General features: G+C 70.8%; 22 protein-coding genes. 11 read left to right on the top strand and 11 right to left on the bottom strand.

Translation table 11 applies throughout. The annotated features are described in order from the left end of the window. Positions 1-34 precede the first annotated feature (34 nt). On the top strand, positions 35-3,016 hold the full coding sequence (ileS, locus tag ACLD7X_RS03855) for an isoleucine--tRNA ligase (protein ID WP_411422160.1): 2,982 nt from the start codon (positions 35-37) through the stop codon (positions 3,014-3,016). 62 nt (positions 3,017-3,078) lie between these two features. On the opposite strand, the gene ACLD7X_RS03850 is transcribed toward ileS, so the two are convergent. From ACLD7X_RS03850 to ACLD7X_RS03840, 3 genes are read right to left on the bottom strand one after another with little or no spacing between them, the layout of a single operon-like run. Beyond that, the gene (locus ACLD7X_RS03850) at positions 3,079-3,708 is read right to left on the bottom strand and encodes a methyltransferase family protein (RefSeq protein WP_411422140.1); all 630 of its coding nucleotides are present in this window, start codon (positions 3,706-3,708) and stop codon (positions 3,079-3,081) included. A 39-nt stretch (positions 3,709-3,747) separates the two neighbouring features. Further along, entirely contained in the window at positions 3,748-4,053 is a 306-nt protein-coding gene (locus tag ACLD7X_RS03845; RefSeq protein ID WP_411422139.1) for a DUF7734 family protein, read from the bottom strand. Further along, the gene (locus ACLD7X_RS03840) at positions 4,043-4,684 is read right to left on the bottom strand and encodes a DUF3177 family protein (protein WP_411422159.1); all 642 of its coding nucleotides are present in this window, start codon (positions 4,682-4,684) and stop codon (positions 4,043-4,045) included. Before ACLD7X_RS03840 ends, ACLD7X_RS03845 begins: the two co-directional genes overlap by 11 nt. Before the next feature lie 35 nt (positions 4,685-4,719). Between ACLD7X_RS03840 and ACLD7X_RS03835 the strand changes: the two genes are divergently transcribed. Genes ACLD7X_RS03835 through ACLD7X_RS03820 form a run of 4 tightly spaced genes read left to right on the top strand, consistent with a single transcriptional unit; the run spans position 4,720 to position 9,040 of the window. Then, positions 4,720-5,997 carry an FIST signal transduction protein gene (locus ACLD7X_RS03835; protein WP_411422138.1) on the top strand — a complete coding sequence of 426 codons (1,278 nt, stop codon included), beginning with the start codon at positions 4,720-4,722 and terminating at the stop codon, positions 5,995-5,997. Continuing rightward, positions 5,997-6,689, top strand: coding sequence for a tRNA (guanosine(46)-N7)-methyltransferase TrmB (trmB, locus tag ACLD7X_RS03830; RefSeq protein WP_411422137.1), 693 nt, complete (start codon positions 5,997-5,999; stop codon positions 6,687-6,689). Before ACLD7X_RS03835 ends, trmB begins: the two co-directional genes overlap by 1 nt. A 17-nt stretch (positions 6,690-6,706) precedes the next feature. Further along, positions 6,707-8,032: an IctB family putative bicarbonate transporter gene (locus ACLD7X_RS03825; RefSeq protein WP_411422136.1), complete on the top strand. Its 1,326-nt coding sequence runs from the start codon at positions 6,707-6,709 to the stop codon at positions 8,030-8,032. A 6-nt stretch (positions 8,033-8,038) separates the two neighbouring features. Then, entirely contained in the window at positions 8,039-9,040 is a 1,002-nt protein-coding gene (locus ACLD7X_RS03820; RefSeq protein WP_411422135.1) for an N-acetylglucosamine kinase, read from the top strand. 67 nt (positions 9,041-9,107) lie between these two features. Here ACLD7X_RS03820 and glmM read toward each other — a convergent pair whose 3' ends face one another. Both glmM and ACLD7X_RS03810 read right to left on the bottom strand, forming a co-directional pair. Next, on the bottom strand, positions 9,108-10,496 hold the full coding sequence (gene glmM, locus ACLD7X_RS03815) for a phosphoglucosamine mutase (RefSeq protein ID WP_411422134.1): 1,389 nt from the start codon (positions 10,494-10,496) through the stop codon (positions 9,108-9,110). A 116-nt stretch (positions 10,497-10,612) separates the two neighbouring features. Continuing rightward, positions 10,613-10,828 carry a hypothetical protein gene (locus ACLD7X_RS03810; RefSeq protein WP_425625072.1) on the bottom strand — a complete coding sequence of 72 codons (216 nt, stop codon included), beginning with the start codon at positions 10,826-10,828 and terminating at the stop codon, positions 10,613-10,615. Positions 10,829-10,876: 48 nt separating this feature from the next. Here ACLD7X_RS03810 and ACLD7X_RS03805 point away from each other — a divergent pair, with 48 nt between their 5' ends. Next, the gene (locus tag ACLD7X_RS03805) at positions 10,877-12,880 is read left to right on the top strand and encodes a transglycosylase SLT domain-containing protein (protein ID WP_411422132.1); all 2,004 of its coding nucleotides are present in this window, start codon (positions 10,877-10,879) and stop codon (positions 12,878-12,880) included. Here ACLD7X_RS03805 and ACLD7X_RS03800 read toward each other — a convergent pair. Together ACLD7X_RS03800 and ACLD7X_RS03795 are read right to left on the bottom strand one after the other, a co-directional pair. Next, the gene (locus ACLD7X_RS03800) at positions 12,877-13,353 is read right to left on the bottom strand and encodes a hypothetical protein (RefSeq protein WP_412007215.1); all 477 of its coding nucleotides are present in this window, start codon (positions 13,351-13,353) and stop codon (positions 12,877-12,879) included. The genes ACLD7X_RS03805 and ACLD7X_RS03800 overlap by 4 nt on opposite strands. After that, positions 13,353-13,766, bottom strand: a complete 414-nt coding sequence (locus tag ACLD7X_RS03795; protein WP_411422130.1) for an NIL domain-containing protein — start codon at positions 13,764-13,766, stop codon at positions 13,353-13,355. The genes ACLD7X_RS03800 and ACLD7X_RS03795 overlap by 1 nt, the downstream gene beginning before the upstream one ends. A 78-nt stretch (positions 13,767-13,844) precedes the next feature. Here ACLD7X_RS03795 and ACLD7X_RS03790 point away from each other — a divergent pair, with 78 nt between their 5' ends. Both ACLD7X_RS03790 and thyX read left to right on the top strand, forming a co-directional pair. Beyond that, positions 13,845-14,408, top strand: a complete 564-nt coding sequence (locus ACLD7X_RS03790) for a thioredoxin domain-containing protein (protein ID WP_411422129.1) — start codon at positions 13,845-13,847, stop codon at positions 14,406-14,408. Positions 14,409-14,415: 7 nt separating this feature from the next. Further along, on the top strand, positions 14,416-15,141 hold the full coding sequence (gene thyX / locus ACLD7X_RS03785) for an FAD-dependent thymidylate synthase (protein WP_411422128.1): 726 nt from the start codon (positions 14,416-14,418) through the stop codon (positions 15,139-15,141). Here the strand turns inward: thyX and dcd are convergent, their stop codons facing one another. Both dcd and ACLD7X_RS03775 read right to left on the bottom strand, forming a co-directional pair. Continuing rightward, entirely contained in the window at positions 15,142-15,735 is a 594-nt protein-coding gene (gene dcd / locus ACLD7X_RS03780; protein ID WP_411422127.1) for a dCTP deaminase, read from the bottom strand. It lies immediately after the preceding gene. 11 nt (positions 15,736-15,746) lie between these two features. Beyond that, positions 15,747-16,376: a cob(I)yrinic acid a,c-diamide adenosyltransferase gene (locus tag ACLD7X_RS03775; RefSeq protein WP_411422126.1), complete on the bottom strand. Its 630-nt coding sequence runs from the start codon at positions 16,374-16,376 to the stop codon at positions 15,747-15,749. 209 nt (positions 16,377-16,585) lie between these two features. On the opposite strand from ACLD7X_RS03775, the gene ntcA reads away from it, so the two are divergent. Genes ntcA through ACLD7X_RS03760 form a run of 3 tightly spaced genes read left to right on the top strand, consistent with a single transcriptional unit; the run spans position 16,586 to position 19,089 of the window. Then, on the top strand, positions 16,586-17,326 hold the full coding sequence (gene ntcA, locus ACLD7X_RS03770; protein ID WP_411422125.1) for a global nitrogen regulator NtcA: 741 nt from the start codon (positions 16,586-16,588) through the stop codon (positions 17,324-17,326). A gap of 57 nt (positions 17,327-17,383) precedes the next feature. Further along, entirely contained in the window at positions 17,384-18,595 is a 1,212-nt protein-coding gene (locus ACLD7X_RS03765) for a DUF3084 domain-containing protein (RefSeq protein ID WP_411422124.1), read from the top strand. Then, positions 18,592-19,089, top strand: coding sequence for a RuvC family protein (locus ACLD7X_RS03760; protein ID WP_411422123.1), 498 nt, complete (start codon positions 18,592-18,594; stop codon positions 19,087-19,089). Before ACLD7X_RS03765 ends, ACLD7X_RS03760 begins: the two co-directional genes overlap by 4 nt. Here the strand turns inward: ACLD7X_RS03760 and ACLD7X_RS03755 are convergent. Together ACLD7X_RS03755 and pth are read right to left on the bottom strand one after the other, a co-directional pair. Beyond that, the gene (locus tag ACLD7X_RS03755; protein WP_411422122.1) at positions 19,086-19,343 is read right to left on the bottom strand and encodes a DUF3146 family protein; all 258 of its coding nucleotides are present in this window, start codon (positions 19,341-19,343) and stop codon (positions 19,086-19,088) included. The two genes, ACLD7X_RS03760 and ACLD7X_RS03755, sit on opposite strands and share 4 nt — an antisense overlap. 4 nt (positions 19,344-19,347) lie before the next feature. Next, complete coding sequence (pth, locus tag ACLD7X_RS03750) at positions 19,348-19,977, bottom strand: aminoacyl-tRNA hydrolase (protein ID WP_411422121.1); 630 nt, start codon at positions 19,975-19,977, stop codon at positions 19,348-19,350. Position 19,978 lies beyond the last annotated feature (1 nt).

The raw sequence follows: 19,978 nt of genomic DNA, 5'->3' as shown, positions 1-19,978 counted from the left end.
GGACACCCTCAACCTGCTGCAGACCCCGTTTTCGATGCGGGCCAACGCCAAGCTGCGGGAACCGGAGATCCAGGTCTTCTGGGCGGAGCAGCGGATCTACGAGCGGCTCAGCCGGCAGAACAGCGGCCCGGTGTTCACCTTGCACGACGGCCCCCCCTACGCAAACGGGGCCCTGCATGTGGGCCACGCCCTCAACAAGATCCTCAAGGACATCATCAACAAGACGGCGCTGCTGCAGGGCCGGCGGGCGCGGTTCGTGCCTGGCTGGGACTGCCACGGCCTGCCGATCGAGCTGAAGGTGCTGCAGGGCCTCAGCAGCGGCGAGCGCGCCGAGCTCACGCCGCTCAGCCTTCGCCGCAAGGCCCACGCCTATGCCCTCGAGCAGGTGGAGGGCCAGAAGGCCGGCTTCCGGCGCTGGGGCATCTGGGCCGACTGGGAGCAGCCCTACCTCACCCTGCAGAAGACCTACGAGGCCGCCCAGATCGGCGTGTTCGGCGCCATGGTGCTGGCCGGCCACATCTACCGGGGCCTCAAACCAGTGCACTGGAGCCCCAGCTCCCGCACCGCCCTGGCGGAGGCCGAGCTCGAGTATCCCGACGGCCACACCTCCCCCAGCGTCTACGTGGCCTTCCCGGCGGTGGAGCTGCCGGAGCCGTTCGCCGCGGCCCTCGCGGAGGCCGGGCTGAGTCGCGAAGCCGCCACCGCCGCCGGCGGCCTGGCCGTGGCGATCTGGACCACCACCCCCTGGACCCTGCCCGCCAACCTGGCGGTGTCGGTGAACGAGCGGCTCGACTACGCCATCTGCGCCGTGGCGCCCCGCAGGGACCATCCCGGGGACACTCCCGCCCCGGCCGCCAGCCATCTGGTGGTGGCTGCCGACCTGCGCGAGAGCCTGGAGAGCAGCCTGGGCCTGGAACTCACGCCGCTGCTGCAGGTGAAGGGCGCCGCCCTCGAAGGGCTCGTCTACCGCCACCCCCTGCTGGAGCGCACCAGCCCGGTGGTGATCGGCGGCGACTACATCACCACCGAAACCGGCACCGGCCTGGTACACACGGCTCCCGGCCACGGCGTGGATGACTTCAACACCGGCCGCAGATACAACCTGCCGGTGCTCTGCCCGGTGGATGAGGCCGGCAACCTCACCGCCGAGGCCGGTCCCTTCGCCGGCACGAATGTGCTCAAGGACGCGAACCCCGCGATCGTGGCCGCCCTCCGGGAGGCCGGCGTGCTGCTGAGCGAGCAGTGCTACGAACACCGCTACCCCTACGACTGGCGCACCAAGAAGCCCACGATCTTCCGCGCCACCGAGCAGTGGTTCGCCTCCGTGGAGGGGTTCCGCCAGGCCGCCCTCGACGCCATCGCCCGGGTGGAATGGCTGCCGGCCAGCGGCCGCAACCGCATCGAGGCGATGGTGAGCGAGCGGGGCGACTGGTGCATCAGCCGCCAGCGCACCTGGGGCGTGCCGATCCCGGTGTTTTATCACCGCGACACCGGCGAGGTGCTGCTCAACGAAGCCACCCTCAACCACATCCAGGCCCTGATCGGCGAGCACGGCGCCGACGTGTGGTGGGAGCGCGATGAGGCCGGCCTGCTGCCTCCCGAGCTGACGGACCAGGCCGACCAGTGGCGCAAGGGCACCGACACGATGGACGTGTGGTTCGACTCGGGCTCCTCCTGGGCCGGCGTCCTGGGCGGGCTCACCCCGGGATCGGAAGCGGCGAACAGCGGCGCCGATGCCGATGCCGATGCCAATTCCGATGCCGATCCCGGGCCCGACATGCTGCGCTACCCCGCCGACCTCTACCTGGAGGGCAGCGATCAGCACCGCGGCTGGTTTCAGAGCAGCCTGCTCACCTCGGTGGCCGTGAACGGCCATGCCCCCTACCGGCGGGTGCTCACCCACGGCTTCACCCTCGATGAGAAGGGCCGCAAGATGAGCAAATCGCTCGGCAACGTGGTGGATCCGGCGGTGCTCGTGGAGGGCGGCCGGAACGAGAAGCAGGAGCCGGCCTACGGCGCCGACGTGCTGCGGCTGTGGGTGAGCTCGGTCGACTATTCCGCCGACGTGCCCCTCGGCCCCGGCATCGTGAAGCAGCTGGCCGATGTGTACCGCAAGGTGCGCAACACGGCGCGCTACCTGCTGGGCAACCTGCACGACTTCGACCCGCGGCCTCGCGAGCAAGGCGGTCACGCCGTCCCCGTGGAGGAGCTGCCGCTGCTGGACCAGTGGATGCTGCAGCGCACCGCCGCCCTGATCGATGCGGTGACGGGAGACTTCGAGCGCTACGAGTTCTACCGGTTCTTCCAGGCCCTGCAGAACTTCTGCGTGGTGGATCTCTCGAATGTGTACCTCGACATCGCCAAGGACCGGCTCTATGTGAGCGGGGCCGGCGACTTCCGCCGCCGCAGCTGCCAGACGGTGCTGAGCCTGGTGGTGGAGCGGCTGGCCGGCCTGATTGCGCCGGTGCTCAGCCACATGGCGGAAGACATCTGGCAGAACCTCCCCTATCCCGTGGCGGAGGCCTCGGTGTTTCAGCGGGGCTGGCCCACCGCCCCCGCGGCCTGGCGGCAGCCGGCACTGGAGCCGCCGATGGAGCGCATCCTCGAGCTGCGCGCCCTGGTGAACCGCCAGCTGGAAACCTGCCGCAAACAGGGCGGCCACGGGGCCGACCAGGCTGGCGGGGAGGGCATCGGCGCCTCCCTGGAGGCCCAGGTGCAGCTGACGATCAGCGGGGATACCGCGACGGCCCCCCTGCGCGAGGCCCTGGCCTGGCTGGCCAGCAGCGGCAAGCCGGGAGTCGATGACCTCGCCGACTGGCTGCTGGTCTCCGACCTCAGGATCGGTGGTCCCCCCCCCGATGGCGTGCTGGCCGAAACCGAGCAGAACGGCATCACGGTGCGCGTCGCCCGGGCGGCGGGCGAGAAGTGTGAGCGTTGCTGGCACTACACCAGCGACATCGGCACCTCCAGCGCCCACCCCAGCCTCTGCGGGCGTTGCGTGGCCATCCTGGTGTGATCTGCTGATCCGGCCCAGGGCCCTGCCATGCCCTGCCGGGAGCCTCAGCCCTGCCGGGAGCCTCAGCCCTGCCGGGAGCCCTGGAGACTCGGCAGCAGCAGGCCCGAACGCTCCCGGTACGCCTCGAACGCGGGATACCGGGCCAGGGAGGCATCTTTCCGGCGCATGTTCGGCAGGAAGACCCCCAGACCGAATCCCGCCAGCACCAGGTAGGGGAGCCAGTGCATCGCCAGCAGGGCGAAGGACAGGTAGATGAGCAGCTCACCGAGATAGTTGGTGTTGCGGCTGCGGGCGAAGAAACCCTCGGTGATCAGCCCCGGGCGGACCTGCAGGGTGAAGTGCTTCTGGGCATCACTGCAGAAGTGCAGAAACACCCCGAGGATGTTGCACGCGATCGCCGCGGCCACCAGGGGCAGGGGTGGCTCCAGCCCGCTGCTGATCAGCAGAAACGGAGCGATCCAGTACAGGCCCAGCATCAGGAAGCCGAGCACCGCCACCGGCCAGGCGATCGGTTGCTGCCACTGGCGGTCCGGAAAGATGGCGTCCTTGAGCAGCCAGATCAGGCCATAGGTGCCGTGCAGGGCCAGGTACACCCAGGGACCCAGCGTCATGTTGCCGTACCCGACCATCAGGCCGGCCACCACGAACGGGGTGAGGCCCTTGTGGAGGTTGATGACGTGGCGGAGCTGCATCGCGGCGTTTGGGACGCAGGCTAGGCAGTTGCGGCGGCCCTACTGCCAGGCCTGCGGCTCCAGGAAGTGCTCCGGCGCCAGGGGACCGGCCAGACAGTCCTCCGCCGCAGGGTCGAGCGGTCCGCGCAGCAGCTCGGCCCCCTCCAGGCTGGCCCCATCGGGCAGGACCGTCTGATCCGGGTCGAACGCCGTGGGATGGGTCGTGCTGCAGGAGAAGCCGCGGAAGATCAGCAGCTCCAGGGGCTCGGCGTCGATCCGGCCGCGCAGGCGAAGCACCCGGTCGGGGCGCTGGCGGCTGAGCTCCTCGAGCTGCCGCAGGAGATCGGATGGCGGCTCAGAACTCACCGGCCACCCTCCCCTGGCGCGGCAGACGCACCAGCAACCACTGCAGCAAGCCGACCGCATAGGCCACGAGCCCCAGGTAACCCACGAAGGCGGCCACCGCCGGTGTCCACTGCCCGCCGAAAATGAAGGCGAACAGGGAGGCGACGTGCCGATGCAGCTCCAGGGGCGGCTGAAGCCAGACCGCACAGCGGGGACTCTCCAGCCGGGCGGCGTCCATGCAGCCGAGGGCGGTGGCGCTGAACAGCGCGCCCAGCACGGCCCAGAAACTGATCGCCCAGCGCCAGATCCGCACCGTGAGCGGCAGGCCACGCCAGGACGGCAGGTCGGCGAGCTCCTCATTGAGATCGACCCAGAACCAGAGGCACACCAGCACCAGCACCTGCGCGACCACGGCCACGGCCAGGCCCAGGGGCTGGCGGTCCGTGAGCAGCAGCACCGTGACCAGCAGCAGGCTCGCCACCTTCCAGTAGATCCCCAGCAGACGCACCAGGGCCCGCTCCCGCCGCACCGCCGCCCAGACGAGCAGCACGAGCGGGAGTCCGACCGTGAACAGCACGGCCAGTCGGTAGTCGAGCCACACCATGGAGCGGTACAGCGAATCCGGCACGGCGAGGGTTCGGTAAGGCGCCATTATCCGCACCCTCCCGCAGGCGATAGGGTCCAGTGATGGTTGCCTTCCCGATGCCCGCCTGGCTGGCCCGTCGCCTGGGCTCCGGCACGGCCACTCCGTGGTGCCGCACGGCCCTGGCGACCAGCCCGTCCCTGCAGGACACCCTCGAGGCGATCAGCCGGCAGCTCAGGGGCGTCGGAAAGGCGGATCTGGGCCTGGTCTTCGTGTCGGCCAGCTATGCCAGTGATCTGCCGCGGCTGCTGCCGCTTCTGCGTGAGCGCTTCCAGGCCACCCACTGGCTGGGCTGCCTGGGCGGCGGGGTGGTCGGCACCCCGCAGGGGGGTGACAGCCGGGAGCTCGAGCGGGAGCCCGGTGTCAGCGTGATGCTGCTGCGGCTGCCCGGGGCGAGGCTGATGCCCTTCGCCATCGAGGCCGGTGAGCTTCCGGACCTCGACGGTCCGTCGGAACCCTGGCTGGCACTGCTGGGCAATCCCGACCCCGCCACGGCCCACTCGATGCTGCTGCTGGTCGACCCCGGCTTTCCCGCCATCAACGACCTGATCAGTGGCCTCGACTACGCCTGCCCCGCCGCGGCGAAGGTGGGGGGCATCGCCGGACAGCACAGCGCCCCGCATGGCTCGCTGCTGTTCGACGACCGGGTCTGTGGCGGTGCCGTCGGCTGCCTGATCGACGGAGCCTGGGGGCTCGATCCAGTGGTGGCGCAGGGGTGCCGCCCGATCGGCCCGGTGTTCGAAGTGGAGCAGGCCCGGCGCAACGTGGTTCTCGAGGTGAGCCAGCAGAACCGCCGCAACAGTCCCGTGGCGGCCCTCCAGGAGATCCTCACCCAGCTCACCCCGGAGGAGCGGGAGCTGGTGAAGCATTCGCTGTTCCTGGGGGTGGGCCGCAGCAGCTTCAGCCTCGAGACGGGCGACCAGCAGGAGCCCACGACGTTTCTGGTGCGCAACCTGATCGGGGTCGATCCGCGCAACGGGGCTGTCGCCGTGGCTGAACGGATGCGGGTGGGCCAGCAGGTGCAGTTCCAGCTCCGGGATGCCGAGGCCTCCCGCCAGGAGCTTCGCCAGCTGCTGAAGCAGCAGCAGGGCCGGCCGGCGCAGCCGCTGGCCGCGCTGCTGTTCGCCTGCCTCGGCCGCGGCCAGGGGCTCTACGGCCATGCCGATGGCGACGTGAGCCTGTGCCGGGAGCGCTTCGGGGCGCTGCCGTTGAGCGGCGCGTTCTGCAACGGCGAGATCGGGCCGATCGCCGGCAGCACCCAGCTGCATGGCTACACCGCCAGCTGGGGTTTTGTGGTGCCCCGTCGCCCGGAGGGGCCCTGATGGTGCGGCAGCACGTCAATCCCCTCAGCCGCTTCTACCAACAGCCCCGCCCCCTGCCACCCCCCACCGCGCTGTTCCCCGACCCGGGACGTCCGCTTCATCTCGATATCGGCTGCGCCCGGGGGAGGTTCCTGCTGGCGCTGGCCCCGACGGAGCCCCGCTGGAACCACCTCGGCGTGGAGATCCGGCGAACCCTGGTCGAGGCGGCCGAGACCGAACGCAAGGCCCTGGATCTGCAGCACCTCCGCTTCCTGTTCTGCAACGCCAACGTGAGCCTGGAGGAGTGGCTGGCGGCACTCCCCTCCGGCCTGCTGCAGCGGGTGACGATCCAGTTCCCCGATCCCTGGTTCAAGAAGAAGCACCACAAGCGCCGGGTGCTGCAGCCGGCCCTGCTGCGGTCCCTGGCCACCGCCCTTCCGCCCGGGGGCGAGCTGTTCATCCAGAGCGACGTGCTGGCCGTGATCGAGCCGATGGCGCTGCTGATCGACACCAGCGGCTGCTTCGAGCGCCCCGCCGAGGATGGGAGGCCCTGGCGGGCGGGCAGTCCCCTCCCCCTGCCGACGGAACGGGAAACCCATGTGCTCGCGCGGGGGCTGCCGGTGTACCGGGTGCTGTACCGCCGCACTCCTCAGCCCGTCCCCGACCTGGCCCAGCTGGAGCAGGCTCTGGAGGCAGCCGATAATCCGGCCTGACATGAGCCGTCCCTGCCTTGGGTGACCCCGCCATCCCCGCGCCCACTCCCCTGCTGCTGCGCTGGCAGGGATGGTGGGCCGACAGCAGCCACGGGCCGCTGGGCCAGCGGCTGATCCCGATCGCGGGGCTCACCCTGTGTGCGCTGATGGCGGGGCTGCCCGTGCTCACCCGGGGCGGGTTGATGCTGCTGATCCTGGCCAGTGGCCTGCTGTGGGCGCTGCTGGCCCTGGGACGGCCTGCGGAGGGGGGAATCGGCAGCATCCATGGCTGGATCCTGGCGATCCTGGGGGTGGCCCTGCTGGCCACCGGGTTCTCACCGGTACCCATGGCGGCCGCCAAGGGGCTGCTGAAGCTGGCCAGCTACCTGGGGGTCTACGCCTTGATGCAGGAGGTGCTCCACCGGGCCCCCCAATGGTGGGATCGCATCGTGGCCGCCCTCCTGGCTGGACAACTCCTGACCAGCGTGATCGGCATCCGCCAGCTCTACGGAGACACCGGGGAGCTGGCGCGCTGGGCCGACCCCAACTCGGTGAGCGATGGCACCGTGCGGATCTACAGCACCCTGGAGAACCCCAATCTGCTGGGGGGCTACCTGCTGCCGGTGCTGCCGCTGGCCCTGGTGGCCCTGCTGCGCTGGCGCGGCCTCGCCCCCCGGCTCTACGCGCTGACGGCGTTGCTGCTGGGCACCACGGCCCTGGTGCTCACCTACAGCCGCGGCGCCTGGATGGGTCTGGTGGCGGAGGGAGCGGTGATCGTGGTCCTGCTGGCCATCCGGCTCACCCGGTCCTGGCCGCTGCTGTGGCGACGGCTGTTTCCGCTGCTGCTGCTGCTGGTGGCCAGCGCCGCCCTGGTGGTGGTGGTGACCCAGGTGGAGCCCCTGCGGGTGCGGGTGGAGAGTCTGGTGGCCGGGCGACAGGACAGCTCCAACAATTTCCGGATCAACGTCTGGGAGGCGGCGCTGGACATGATCCAGGCGCGGCCATGGCTCGGGATCGGGCCGGGCAACGATGCCTTCAACCAGATCTATCCGCTGTTCCAGAAGCCCAAGTTCAACGCCCTGAGTGCCTATTCGATCCCCCTGGAGCTGGCGGTCGAGGCCGGGATCCCCGGGCTGCTGGTGGGCTGCGGTCTGGCCCTCGCCAGCCTCCGCCAGGCCGTCGCCACCTGGCGCGGCGATGGGCCCTTCGCCCTGCCGGCCCTGGGCGTCCTGGCCGCCATCGCCGGACTGACGGTTCAGGGGCTCACCGACACGATTTTCTTCCGGCCTGAGGTGCAGCTGAGCGCCTGGTTCTGCCTGGCCACCCTGGCGGCCGCCGCCAAACGGCAAGACCCCAGCCGCTGACACCACGTGAGCGGCCCTGCCCTGATCGCCGGCTTTGATGCCGGCCAGACCCACACCACCTGCCGGCTGGTCAGGGAGGGGACGGTGCTCGCGGAAGGGGAGGGCCCCGGTGTGCGCCACCTGGCTGCTCCAGGAGGCGAGCAGGCGTTCGGGGACGCCCTGCGGCAGAGCCTCGCGCAGGCGGGGGCCGCCGCCGGGCTGCCGGCACCTCTCCGCCTTGACGCCGCCGCGATCGGCGCCAGCGGCATCGAGGTGGGCACCCCCGTGCAGCAGCGGGGACGCCAGCTCGCCGCCGCCACCCTGCAGCTGCCCCTGGCCCGGGTGGCGGTCACCGGAGATGAACGCACCGCCCTGCGGGGTGCCATGGGCAGCCACGGCGAGGGTCTGGTGCTGATCAGCGGCACCGGCACCATCGCCGTGGGGCGCAACCGCCTGGGGAGGGAGCATCGCTGCGCCGGCTGGGGCTGGCTGCTGGATGGCGCCGGCTCCGCCATGGACATCGGCCGCGATGGGCTGGCCCGGTCCCTGGAGATGGCCGATGGTCGACGACCGGAGAGCGGGCTGCGGCAGAGGCTCTGGCAGCAGCTGGGGATCGACAGCCACGCCCCCGGCGCGGCCCAGGCGCTCAAGGCCCTCGTGGTGCAGCCGGACTTCGGCCCGGCCGGGTTCGCCCGGCTGGCCCCGCTGGTGGTGGCTGCCGCCGAAGCCGGAGATCCGGAGGCCCGGGGGATCGTGGCCCACAACGCCGCGGCGCTGGCCGCCATGGCCGTCACCATCTGCCGCGAGCTGGAGCTGAGCTGTCCGTTGATCTGGCCGATGGGCGGCGCCCTGGAGCATCTGCCGGCACTGCGGCGCCGGCTGGAGGAGGCCCTGGGGCAGAGGCTACCGGGGGCCAGCCTCGCCGTGCCGGCGGGGGATGCCTGTGCAGGCGCCCTGACGATGGCCGCGGAACTGCTGCGACCGCCCCCGGGAGCAGGCGCCCCAGAGGGTCGCAACTCGCTCAGCTAGATCCCGATCAGCTAGACCCCGTTCAGCGAGATCGCCTTCAGCCGGATCGCGTTCAGCCAGATCGCGCTCAGGCCGCGTTGAGGTGCTGCTCGGCTGCCTTCGCCAGGCAGGAGGACCAGTGGTCCACCGCGGCCTGCTCCGAAGCCTCCACCATCACCCGCAGCAGGGGTTCGGTACCGCTGGCCCGCACCAGCACGCGACCCTGGCCCATCATCGCGGTTTCAGCCTCCTCCACGGCCCGGCGCAGCGGGTCGCACGCCTGCCACTGCTGACGACGCTGGCGGTCCGGCACCGTCACGTTCACCAGCACCTGGGGGTAGGGCCGGAAGCTCGTGTCGAGCCAGTCGGCCAGGCTGCTGCCCTCGGCATGGAGAAGGGTGGCGACCTGCAGAGCCGTGAGCAGGCCATCGCCGCTCATGCCATGGCGGGCCGAGAGGATGTGACCCGACTGCTCCCCGCCCAGAGCGGCCCCGAGTGCCTCCATCGCCTGGTGGACGTACTGGTCGCCGACGGCCGTCCGCTCCAGCAGGCCGCCCTTGGCCTGCCAGGCCCGCTCGAAGCCGAGATTGGACATCACGGTGGCGACGATGCGGCGCTCCGGGAGATGGCCCGCCTGCAGCAGGGCCGTGCCCCAGAGGTAGAGGATCTGGTCACCGTCCACGACGCGGCCCCGGGCGTCGACGGCCAGCATGCGGTCGGCATCCCCATCGAAGCCGAAACCCATCGCCGCCCCGGACTGCAGCACGGCCTGCCTGAGGGGTTCGAGATGGGTGCTGCCGCAGCCCACGTTGATCCGCTCGCCGTCGGGCTGGCCATGGAGCACGGTGACATCCGCCCCGAGCTCCCGGAAGACGGCTTCGCCGCAGGCCGTGGCCGAACCGTGGCAGAGGTCGAGAACGATCCTGCAGCCATCGAGCCGGCGCCCGTCGACACTGGCCACCAGGCTGCTGCGGTAGTCCGCCATCAGGTCGGTCCGCTGCCGCGAGGTGCCGGCCCCGCTGAAGGCAGCGACGGGTTCCCGGCCCGCCAGACCCGCCTCGATGGCCTGCTGCTGCTCGCGGCTGAGCTTGGCACCGGAGGCGCCGAACAGCTTGATGCCGTTGTCATGGGGGGGGTTGTGGCTGGCCGAGACCATCAGGCCTCCGGCCGCCCCCAGCCGACGGATCACACCCGGAACCGCGGGGGTGGGGCACAGGCCGAGCTGCCAGACCTCACGACCGGCGGCCGTCAGACCGGCCGTGAGGGCCGCCGCCAGCATCGGACCGCTGCTGCGGCTGTCCATGCCGATCACCACGGCCCCCTCCCGGGGCAGGACCTGGCCGCTCCAGTAGCCCAGCTGCAGGGCCAGGGCAGGGGTGACCTGGGAGCCGACCCGACCGCGGATGCCATCGGTGCCGAAGCTTGCCCACCCCTCCCCCAGGGGACGACCGAGAGGATGGTGGACCAGCTCGACCATCGCCGCGCTCCGGAAGCCGGAAGGTTAGGCCGAGCGGCGGGTGGTGCCGGGATCCGGATCGCCATCGGCTGGCCCGCACCCCCCGCCAGCCCTGACGGCCCTCCCCCCGGGCGGACTCACTGCCAGCGCCGCGGCCACCAGATCCAGACCACCAGCTCGAACACCGCCCAGAGCAGCAGCGCCCCCACCACCCAGCCGGGCAGCAGGCTGAGCGGCCAGAACGGCCGCAGGAGCATCACCGCTCCCGCCGCAGCCCAGACCCGAAGCGCCCGCAGGCGCTGGGTGGCGCCGGGCAGGCTGGAGAGCAGTGGGGGGAGGGAAGGCAGCCGCACCGAAGAGCAGGGGGAAACCATCCCCAGAATGCCCACGACCCCGCGGCCATGTTCGTGCGTTCCCTTGCCTGGCTTCTGGCCCTGACCTGCCTGGGCAGCGGTGCCGCCCTGCTGGGCGGGCGGCAGCTGCTGCAACAACGGCCGCTGCCGGACCCGGGGACCCCGCTGGGGACGCTGGAGCGCCTGCAGCGGTTCGACCCCGATCCCATGCGGCGCCGGGAAGCCGCGCTGCTGTTGCTGGCCGACCTCGATCGCCAGCCCGGCGGTGGGGATCCGGTCCGGGCCGGCCAGCTGCTGCGCAACCAGGCCTGGGGACGGGATCCCCTGGCGGCCGTGGTGCTGAAGCGTGATGCCCAGGCCGCAGCCCAGCGCGGCGACCGCCAGGGCAGCGATCGCCGCTGGCGCCAGCTGCTCAGGCGTTTCCCGGGCAGTCCTGCCAGCGCCGACGCCCTCTACGCCCTCGGCCGCCAGCAGCCGGAACGCAGAAGCCAGCTGCTGCGACGCTTCCCAGCCCACCCGGCCGCCCTGGCCGCCGCCGTGGAGGCCGGCGGCCGGGATGGGGCCCTTCACCTGGCCCGCTGGGGGGTGCGCTGGCCGGGAGCCAAGGCGGTGATCGAAGCGCGCTGCAACCCTGCCGAGCGCCCAGGCAACCCCGACGAGCGAAACCTGCTCGCCCGGGGCCTCGCCCAGCTGGGCGACAGCAAAGCCGCCCTGGCCTGCCTCGACACGATCCCACCCAGCCCATCCACCCAGCTGGCCATCGCCCGCAGCCTGGGACGCGGCGGGGAGCGCGGCCTCCAGGCCGAAGCGCGGATGCTGAGCCTGGCCCAGACCTGGCCGACCAGCCCCGAAGCCGCCGAGGCGGCACATTGGCTGGCCGACAGTGACACCCCGACCAGCCTGGCGGCCCTGGAGGAGCTGCCCGCGGCCCTCCAGGACAGTGCCCCGGTCCAGGCCCGCCGGGCCCTCGTGCTGGGACAACCCTCCGCAGCCCTGATGGTGATGCGGCGCTGGCAGGACGATCCGGCCAGCTGGGAGCTCCAGTGGCAGCTGGCTCGTCAGGCCCTGCTCTCCCAGGACTGGCGCGGGGCCGCCGCCCTGCTGGGAACCTCCGCCCTCGATGGGGTCACGCTGCCCGGCCCCCTGGAGGCCCGGCGGCGATTCTGGTTGTCCCTGAGCCAGTGGCAACTGGGGGACCAGGCCCAGGCCAAGGCGGGCTGGGCCGAGCTCCTGGCCAACCATCCCGGCGGCTACTACGGCTGGCGAGCGGCCGTCAGGCTCGGCCGCGACGACATCGACCTCGATCCGGACACCGCCCCGGGCCTGGTTCCGCCTCCATGGCACCCCCTGGACAGCGGCCGCCAGGATCTTGATCGGCTCTGGCGCCTCGGCCAGACCCTGGAGGCGTGGGAACAGTGGCGCCATCTCCGCGGCGAACCCGCCACCCCAGACCCCGCTCAGCTGCTGGTGGAGGGCCGGCTGCGCCGTGGGGTCGGCGATCACTGGATGGGCCTGGAGCAGCTGGAGCAGGCCAGCCTGCGGCTGCCCACGGGTCAGTGCCCGCAGATCCTGACCCTCGAGCGCAGTCTGGACGAGCCCGCCTTCACGGACGAACTCAACCTGGCGGCCCGGGCCGCCAGGTTGCCGGCGACGTTGCTGGCCGCCGTGGCCAAGCAGGAATCGCGCTTCAGTGCCGCGGTGCGATCGCCGGTGGGGGCCACCGGGCTGCTGCAGCTGATGCCGGAAACCGCCGCCGAGCTGGCGGGCGCCCCCCTGCCGGACGAGGCCCTCACCGACCCTCAGCGCAACGCCAGCCTGGGTGCCCGCTACCTGAGGCAGCTGCTCGACCGCTGGGAGGGCAATCCCCTGCTGATGACCGCCAGCTACAACGCTGGGGCCGGGGCGGTGGAGGGATGGATCAGCCCGCTGCTGCAGGTGACCCCGGAACTGTGGGTGGAGGCGATTCCGTACCCGGAGACGCGCCTGTACGTCAAGAAGGTTCTGGGCAACCTGTGGAGCTTCCAGGAACCCCGGCTGCCGCTGTGCCGCTAGCCGGAGGCCTCCCAGGCCAGCCAGCGACCGAAACCGGCACCCAGCAGCACCAGGGTGGACATGGACACCGCGAGCACCAGCGGTGGCGGAGAGACGCGGACACGGGCCAGATCCAGGCGCGCGAGCAGCACCGCACAGGCCAGGATCAACAGGTTGGTCAGCACTTTGAGGTCGAGGAGGTACAGACCGCCCACCGTGACCAGCAGCAGGGTGACCACCAGGCTGACCACCCGACTCGCGGCCATCAGGTTGGCCAGCTGCTTGAGCAGCAGGTCGAACAGGGTGCAGACGACCACCACCAGCAGGGCGTGCAGCAGGTCAAGCGACCAGAACAGGCTGGAGAGCTGCGCCAGTTCGGCCGCTGCGGCCGAGGCTGGCCGGCTCCACTGCATCCCTTCGTAGACCGACACGGCCGCCAGCAGCAGCAGCATGGGGGCGCGGAAGGGCAGCAGCAGCAGGCGGAGCAGGGCCATCACGGCTGATCGAGCACCAGGCTGATCGCCTCCAGCGGACAGCTGGGGATGCACTGCTCGCAGACGAGGCAGCGGGGAGCCTCGAAGTGCAGCTTCCAGGCCGGGGCCGTGAAACCCAGGGCGCCGCTGGGGCAGACGCTCGAGCAGATGCCGCAGTCCACGCAGCGGTCACGATCGACCGCGATCTGTCCCGGCGCCCGGTTGAGGGCGAGGCCCTGGCTTTCGAGCCAGCTCTCTGCCGCCTCCAGCTCGTCAATGTCCCCGGAGAGCTCGACCACCATGGTGCCGCTCTGGTTGGGGGCGATCTGGGCGCGGAGAATCTTGGCCGCGATGTCGAAGTCCACGGCCAGGCGGTAGGTGATCGGCTGATGCACCGCCTCGCGGGGGAAGTGGAGAGTGAGGCGCCGCTTCACGGGTCAGGAGGCTGGCTGGGCTGGCAGGGCTGGCAGAGTGCACCACGTCTGGGGCCGTCCCCACCAACACTATCCACGATGAGCGGTTCCTCCGGTTCACCCGGCCCTGGCCAGCGGGAGCGGCTGGCCCTGCTGGTGATCGCCGCGCTGCTCACGGCGGCGGTGCTGTGGCTGCGGGGCGGGCTGCAACCCCAGGCCCCCCTCGAGGCCCTGGCCCGTCGCTCGCCCGAGCTCTCCGTGGCCCTGACCAACGGTCGGCCGACCCTGGTGGAGTTCTACGCCGACTGGTGTGAGGCCTGCCGCGCCATGGCCCCCGCCATGCAGACGCTGGAGGCCGACTACCACGGCCGCCTCGACGTCGTGCTCCTGAACGTCGACAACCCGCGCTGGCATCCCGAACTGGAGCGGTTCGAGGTGAATGGCATTCCGCAACTGGAACTGTTCGGCGGGGATGGAACCCCGGTCGGTCGCTCGATCGGGGCCCGCAGCCGCACCGACCTGACGGCCCTCGCCGAGGCCCTGGTCAACGGCGTGCCCCTCCCCAGCCTGCCGGGCGTGGGCGCGGTGAGCCGGCTGGATGGTGCGGCCGAGATCGCCGGCGCCGCGCCTGCCACGATGGCCGGACCCCGCAGCCACGGCTGAGGCCAGCATGGATTCCCGCTTCCGGGTGGCCCTGATCGCCGCCACGCCCAACCCCCAGCAATGCGTCTATGCCGGGATGCACCAGGACTACAGCGAGGGCTTCGTCGCTGGCGAACGGGACGACTGGCCGGATGAACAGAGGGCCGGAGAGATCTGCGTGAAGCGGTTGCTCGCCGGTGAGCGGGGCCACTACGGCCCCCTCGAACATGCCCAGATCGTGCTCAACGTCGGCTGGTTCCCCCACTCGGTGATGCAACAGGCCCGCACCCACCGGGTGGGCGTGAGCTTCGACGTGCAGTCGATGCGCTACACGGGGGAGCGCATCTGCCGGGCCGCCACCGGCGAGCTGGATCTCGAAGAGGTGTTCTACCTGCGTCCCGAAGGCACCTATGCGGATCGGCAGGGCAAGAAATATGCGTACAGCGCCGACCAGCGGGCCCTCGATCTGGACCACTGCAGACAGGCCGCCTGTCGCTATCGCGATCTGCTCGCGGCCGGGTTCGCCGAGGAGCACGCCCGCGGCATCCTGCCGTTCGATTACCGGCAGCACTTCGTGGTGAGCTTCACCCTGCGCGCCTTTCTGCACTTCCTCGACCTGCGCGCCAAACTCGACGCCCAGCAGGAGATCAGGGAACTCTGTGACCTGATGTGGCCCCATCTCCAGGCCTGGACACCCCAGTTCGCCGAGTGGTACGAACGGACCCGTCTGCACAAGGCGCGGCTGGCGCCCTGATCAGACCTTCGCCAGGGTCACCCGCTCGGGTTGATGCTGGTACTTGCCCGCCCGGTCCCGGTAGGTGGTGTCACAGGGATCGCCCTCGAAGAAGAGCAGCTGGCAGATCCCCTCATTGGCATAGATCCGGCAGTCGGCCCCGGAGGAATTGCTGAACTCCAGGGTCAGGTGTCCCTCCCAGCTGGCTTCCGCCGGCGTGGTGTTGACGATGATCCCGAGACGGGCGTAGGTGCTTTTGCCGAGACAGATCACCGTGATGTTGGAAGGGACTCGCATCCGCTCCAGAGCCACCCCGAGGCCATAGGAATGGGCCGGCAGGATGAAATAGCTGCCGTCCTCATCATCCCGCAGGGGCACAGGCTCGAGGTTCGCCGGATTGAACCGCTTGGGGTTCATCACCGTGCCGGGCACGTGGCGGAAGATCAGGAATTCCTGGGGCGAGAGCCGCAGGTCATAGCCGTAGGAGGAACAGCCGAAGCTCAGCACGGGACGGCCGGCGCTGTCCGGATCCAGATGGCGCACCAGCGAGGACTGGAAAGGATCGAGCATGCCGGCGGCAGCCTGTTCCTTGATCCAACGGTCGTTCTTGAGCATCGGAAGCCGGCCTAGACGCCGCGACGGAGCTGGGTGACCTGATCGGCCATCGCCATGAGTTCAGGCCCCATCGAGGGTCCCGTCAGGATGACATCCAGATGGGCCGGCCGCTGCTCCAGCACCCCCAGAACCTCGGCCAGGGGGAGATAGCCCAGCTCGACAGCCAGGCCGAGTTCATCGAGCACCATCAGGTCCACTCCGCCTTCGAGCAGGCACAGCCGGCTGTACTCCCAGACCTCCTGAACCGCCGCACACACCTCGTCCGGATGGTCGGTGGCCGGCTCGGCCAGACAGCTCGGAACGGCGGGGCGCAGCCACTGGAGCCGGCCACAGAGCCAGGGGCTCGCCTCCAGCCCCTGGGCGACCCCTCCCTTGAGCAGCTGGGTGATGAGCACCCGGCTGCCGAGCCCGGCGCTGCGCAGGGCCTGGCTCAGCACGGACCCCACACTGCCCCGGAAGGGCGCGGTGTGCACCTGCAGCAAGCCCTCCGGCTGCGGCACCAGCCGCAGGGGCACAGCCGCAGGGGCCGTCTCGAGCGCCTGGGCAGGGAACACCTCGTGGCGCTGGGCACGCCGCAACCCGGCACCACCCGACCTGGCCACGCTGCCAGGACCGGAGCTGGTCGGGAGACTGACGGTCATGGATGCGCAACGACGCAGGACTGAATGTAGCGGGATCGAGCCGGATTCCAAGCGATGGACACCATCCCTGGTGGATACATCCGTACTGCCCACGGCCTCGACGCGGCCCGCCCACCGGCGGGCGGGACAGCGCGCCGCAAAGCGTGCCCGTTGTTACAGGGAGAGCCCCCGCTGATCTATAGGGTCCGCCCAACTGCCTGCCCCTCTCCATGGTTGGCGCCCCACGCGGATTCAGCAGGACCGCCAACACACCGAGCGGCGGGGCCCCCGGGGTTGTGACCGGCCTCGGCACGGCCGGCCAGGGCAGCCACACCCTGCTGGAGGTGATCCGCGGTCTGGGCGGCAGCAATGTCGAGACCATCGAGCGGGGCAAGACGATCTTTTTCCCCGGCGATCCGGCGGAACGCGTCTACCTGCTGCGGCGCGGCGCGGTGCGTCTGTCGCGGGTCTATGAATCGGGCGAGGAGATCACGGTGGCGCTGCTGCGGGAGAACAGCCTGTTCGGCGTGCTCTCCCTGCTCACCGGTCAACGTTCCGATCGCTTCTACCACGCCATCGCCTTCACCCGGGTCGAGCTGCTCAGCGCACCGGCCACCTCGGTGCGCAAGGCGATCGAGCAGGACGCCAGCGTGGGGCTGTTGCTGCTTCAGGGTCTCTCCTCACGGATCCTCCAGACGGAGACCATGATCGAGACCCTGACCCACCGGGACATGAGCTCCCGGCTGGTGAGTTTCCTGCTGGTGCTCTGCCGGGACTTCGGGGTCCCCAGCACCGAAGGGATCACCATCGACCTGCGCCTCTCCCACCAGGCGATCGCCGAAGCGATCGGCTCCACCCGGGTGACCATCACCCGGCTCCTGGGTGATCTGCGCAACGAGGGACTCGTTCAGATCGATCGCAAGAAGATCACCGTGTTCGACCCCATCGCCCTGGCCAAGCGTTTCAGCTGACACCCCTGGCATGGAGCCACCGCAAGCGGGGGATACTGGGCCGATTCGGGACCGCACGTGTCGGGCTGGCTGCTGATCCTGGCGCTCCTGCTCCTCGGGGGTGTGCTCGCCACCCTGGGAGATCGGCTGGGCAGCCGCGTCGGCAAGGCGCGACTCAGCCTGTTCAACCTGCGCCCCCGGCGCACGGCCGTGCTGATCACGGTGTTGACGGGGAGCCTGATCAGCGCAATGTCCCTCGGCCTGCTGCTGCTGGTGAGCGAGCGGCTTCGCACCGGTCTGTTCGAACTCGAGCGGCTGGAGGAACGCCTCAGCACGGCGCGGCGGCAGCTTGAAGCCAGCCAGCAGAGCCTGATCACCAGTCAGGCCGAGGTGGCCCGCGCCCAGCAGGGCCAGCGCAAGGTGGCGCGGGAACTGGCCCAGTCCCAGGCCCGGGCCACCGCGCTGCGCCGGGAACTCGCTCCTCTGCAGGCCCAGAGGATGGCGCTGGAGCGTGAGCGGGACCGGCTGGCCGGCGAGGTCGGTGCCCGCGACGCCGAGATCCGCCGCACCGAAGCGGAACTGGCCGAGGTGCGACGACGGATCGAGGCCGGCGCCCGGGAGCTCGAGGACCTGGAGGACAACCTGCTCGCCCTGCGCCGGGGCGATGTGGTGATCACCACAGGCCAGCCGCTGGCGAGCGCGAAGGTGACCCTCGAGCGCCCGGAACAGGCCAAGGAGGTGATCACCGCCCTGCTGCAGCAGGCCAACATCACGGCCTTCAAACGGGTCCTGCCCGGCCAGCCCGTCGACCGCCAGATTCTGCTGGTGCCCACGACCGACGTCGCCCGGCTGGAATCCCTGCTCACCCGACCGGGAAGCTGGGTGGTCAGCATCCTCTCCGCCGCAAACGTGCTGCGGGGGGAACGTCAGGTGCTGGCCTTCCCGGATCTCCGTCCCAACCGCCCGGTGGTCAAGGCCGGTGACGTGCTGGCCAGCACGACGGTCGAGGCCGATCTCCGCGACCCCGAACAGCTGGTGCGGCGCCTCAATCTGCTGCTGGCGGCCGCCTACGCGCGGGCCCAGCGGCAGGGTTCCCTGGTGGACGGGCTGCAGTTCGACGCCGCCATGTTCAACCAGCTGGCACGCACCCTGGCCGCACGTCCCCCCGGCACGGTGATCCAGCTGGTGGCCGTGGCCCTGCGGGACGCCGAGACGCCGGACCCGATCACCGTGGAGCTGCGCATCGCCGGTGGCGCCCCTGCGGAGAGCCCGCCCCTGCGACGGCCATGAGCGAGCCTGCCGTCCCGCCGCAGGCGTCCCGCCTGGCCGGGCTGGATCCCGGCCGCAGCAAATGCGGCCTGGTCCTGGCCGATGCCGGCCTGGGCACGATTCTCGCCGCGGCCATCCTGCCGCCGGCGGAGAGCCTGGCCTTGCTGCGTCAGTGGCAGCAGCAGGCCGGCCTGGTCACCGTGGTGCTCGGCAACGGCACTGGCAGCCGGAGCTGGCCCCCCCAGCTGGCGCGCCTGGGGCTGCAATCCGAGACGGTGGAGGAAGCGGGCACCACCCTGGCCGCCCGCCGGCGCTACTGGCAGCTGGCCGGCAGCGGCGGCTGGCGGCGGCTGCTTCCCGAGGGGCTGCGGCTGCCGCCGCGGGACATCGACGACGTGGTGGCGCAGCTGCTGGTGGAACGCCATCTCGGCCAGCCGCTCTCACGGCGCGGTCCGGGCGTGCTTCGCGAGCTGGCCGATCAGGCCCACCTCAGCGCGAGGGAGAACGCCACCTAGAAACGGGCCCGCACCGTGAAGGCATAGTCCCCGCCGGGTTCGAGCTGGTAATCCGCCTTGAGCAGAAAGCGCAGCAGGGCGTCCTGAATCAGCGCACGGCCCAGCGAAGGCTCGACGCTGAGCTCGCCGCGATCAAAGGCCCAGCTGAACGTCCAGTGGAACCCCCCGGCTGTCACCTCCCCCTCCAGCACCCGCTGGCTGAAGCTCTGGTGCAGCACCCTGAGCTGGGCGGTGGTGGCAGGCAGACGGGCCATGCCTTCAGGCTGGAGCCCTCAGGGGCTGGAAACTGTTCAAACGATTACCGGCACGCTCCAGGCCCAGGCGCTGGATCAGCCCGATCCCGGCCGCCACTTCAGCCAGCACGTCCTCGAGACAGGGCTGTTCGGAGGCATGGAACCGGCCCAGCACATGGCCGACCGTGCGGGCCTTGCGATCGGAGGGATCGGAGCACGGCGCGCCGATGCCGATCCGCAGCCGCGGAAAGTCCTGGGTTCCCAGATGGCTGATCGTGCTGCGGAGACCGTTGTGCCCGCCGGCACTGCCGCCGGCCCGCAGGCGCAGCTTGCCGAGCGGCAGATCCATGTCATCCACCACGACCAGCAACTCCTCCGGCTCGATGGAGAACCAGTCGAGGGCGGCCCGGATCGAGCGGCCACTGTCGTTCATGTAGGTCTGGGGCATCAGCAGCCGCAGCCGTGCCGCCCCCTGGCCCAGCTCCGCCAGCAGGCCATGCAGCTTGGGGTTCTGGCGAAAGCCCGTGGCGCCCTCAGCCGCCAGCCTCTCGAGGGCCATGAAACCGACGTTGTGACGGGTTCCGGCGTACTTGCTGCCGGGGTTGCCGAGTCCCGCCACCAGCTTCAGGGCAGGCAGGGGGGCCTGAGCCGTCACG

Source organism: Aphanothece microscopica RSMan92 (assembly GCF_046613545.2).
Lineage (GTDB): Bacteria > Cyanobacteriota > Cyanobacteriia > PCC-6307 > Cyanobiaceae > NIES-981.
Note: the sequence above shows the minus strand (reverse complement) of the source record. Positions and strands in the feature narration are given on the sequence as shown.

Bases quoted from the DNA above. Each gene is read 5' to 3' on its own strand.
- ACLD7X_RS03840 (WP_411422159.1), bottom strand. From the start codon at position 4,684: ATGGCGCCTTACCGAACCCTCGCCGTGCCGGATTCGCTGTACCGCTCC.
- ACLD7X_RS03835 (WP_411422138.1), top strand. From the start codon at position 4,720: ATGGTTGCCTTCCCGATGCCCGCCTGGCTGGCCCGTCGCCTGGGCTCC.
- ileS (WP_411422160.1), top strand. From the start codon at position 35: ATGCGGGCCAACGCCAAGCTGCGGGAACCGGAGATCCAGGTCTTCTGG.
- ntcA (WP_411422125.1), top strand. From the start codon at position 16,586: ATGGTTGGCGCCCCACGCGGATTCAGCAGGACCGCCAACACACCGAGC.
- ACLD7X_RS03755 (WP_411422122.1), bottom strand. From the start codon at position 19,343: ATGGCCCGTCTGCCTGCCACCACCGCCCAGCTCAGGGTGCTGCACCAG.
- ACLD7X_RS03805 (WP_411422132.1), top strand. From the start codon at position 10,877: ATGTTCGTGCGTTCCCTTGCCTGGCTTCTGGCCCTGACCTGCCTGGGC.
- ACLD7X_RS03775 (WP_411422126.1), bottom strand. From the start codon at position 16,376: ATGACCGTCAGTCTCCCGACCAGCTCCGGTCCTGGCAGCGTGGCCAGG.
- ACLD7X_RS03760 (WP_411422123.1), top strand. From the start codon at position 18,592: ATGAGCGAGCCTGCCGTCCCGCCGCAGGCGTCCCGCCTGGCCGGGCTG.
- dcd (WP_411422127.1), bottom strand. From the start codon at position 15,735: ATGCTCAAGAACGACCGTTGGATCAAGGAACAGGCTGCCGCCGGCATG.
- ACLD7X_RS03850 (WP_411422140.1), bottom strand. From the start codon at position 3,708: ATGCAGCTCCGCCACGTCATCAACCTCCACAAGGGCCTCACCCCGTTC.
- trmB (WP_411422137.1), top strand. From the start codon at position 5,997: ATGGTGCGGCAGCACGTCAATCCCCTCAGCCGCTTCTACCAACAGCCC.
- ACLD7X_RS03800 (WP_412007215.1), bottom strand. From the start codon at position 13,353: ATGGCCCTGCTCCGCCTGCTGCTGCTGCCCTTCCGCGCCCCCATGCTG.
- glmM (WP_411422134.1), bottom strand. From the start codon at position 10,496: ATGGTCGAGCTGGTCCACCATCCTCTCGGTCGTCCCCTGGGGGAGGGG.
- ACLD7X_RS03790 (WP_411422129.1), top strand. From the start codon at position 13,845: ATGAGCGGTTCCTCCGGTTCACCCGGCCCTGGCCAGCGGGAGCGGCTG.
- thyX (WP_411422128.1), top strand. From the start codon at position 14,416: ATGGATTCCCGCTTCCGGGTGGCCCTGATCGCCGCCACGCCCAACCCC.